Origin of the sequence: Nocardioides sp. CPCC 206348, from assembly GCF_048654705.1 — a bacterium.
In the GTDB taxonomy this organism is placed as follows: Bacteria; Actinomycetota; Actinomycetes; order Propionibacteriales; family Nocardioidaceae; genus Nocardioides.
Window position 1 is genome coordinate 11,344 of sequence record NZ_JBMCZA010000130.1, and the last position, 925, is coordinate 12,268.

1 protein-coding gene and 1 pseudogene are annotated in these 925 nt (G+C 70.8%); one reads left to right on the forward strand and one right to left on the reverse strand.

The window, feature by feature from the left end; translation table 11 throughout:
- Positions 1–249: pseudogene (locus tag ACOADB_RS07640) on the forward strand (LysE family translocator); the annotation flags it as partial.
- Positions 250–253: 4 nt separating this feature from the next.
- Here the strand turns inward: ACOADB_RS07640 and ACOADB_RS07645 are convergent.
- Positions 254–847, reverse strand: coding sequence for a TetR/AcrR family transcriptional regulator (locus tag ACOADB_RS07645; protein ID WP_378597365.1), 594 nt, complete (start codon positions 845–847; stop codon positions 254–256).
- Between the last annotated feature and the right edge of the window lie 78 nt (positions 848–925).

Genomic DNA, 925 nt, shown 5'->3' on the forward strand with positions numbered 1-925 from the left:
TTCGCTGCGATGCTGCCGCCCTTCGTCGACCAGTCCTCGTCGTCACCGGTGCCGGCGCAGATGTTCGCGCTGGGCAGCCTGGCCGTGGTCCTCGGCCTGGCGTGCGACTCGGTCTGGGCGCTGGCCGCCGGCCGCGCGCGCGAGTGGTTCGTCGCCTCGGAGCGCCGCGGCAGTGCGCTCGGTGCCATCGGCGGTACGTCGATGATCGGGCTCGGCGTCGGCATGGCCCTCTCCGGCCGCCACAACTGATCGATCAGGCCTGCAGGTAGCCCATGACCAGGGCGACCATCTCGTCGAGGAGCTGGTCGCGGTCCAGGTTCGCAGGCTGGTCGAGCACCCACCGGGACGCGAGGGTCTCGAGACTGAGGACCAGCACCCACGCAGCGACCGTCGGGGACGGGCGTCGACTCGTCTCCGGTCGGGCCGCGAAGTAGATCGCGGCGAGGTCACTCACCTGCTTCTCGAGCGCGCCGCGCCGGGCCCGGTTGCGGGCCACGGGCAGTTCCTCGGCGATGACCCGCAGGAGGGCGGGGTCCGCCTCCAGCGCCGCCACGAGCGCATCAACGGTGTCGCGCACGGCACTCGCGCCCGAGCCGCCGATCCGGTCGGACACGGACGCCGCGACGCTCTCGGCCACGTGCTCCCAGTGGCGGTCGATGACCACGTCGAGGATCGCCTGCTTGTCGGGGAAGTACTGGTAGAGCGAACCGGGGCTGACCCCCGCGGTGGTCGCCACGCGGTTGGTGCTGAAGGCGTCGTACCCGTCCTTGATGAGTACGGCGCGGCCCGCGGTGATGATCCGCTCGACCATCTCGCGGGAGCGGGCCTGCCGGGGAGCCTTGCGCACGGGCTGAGACTAGCCGGATTGCGACTTGAACACGAGTAATTGCTCGCGTCACCATGGAGCATGAGCGCAGCTGCTGAC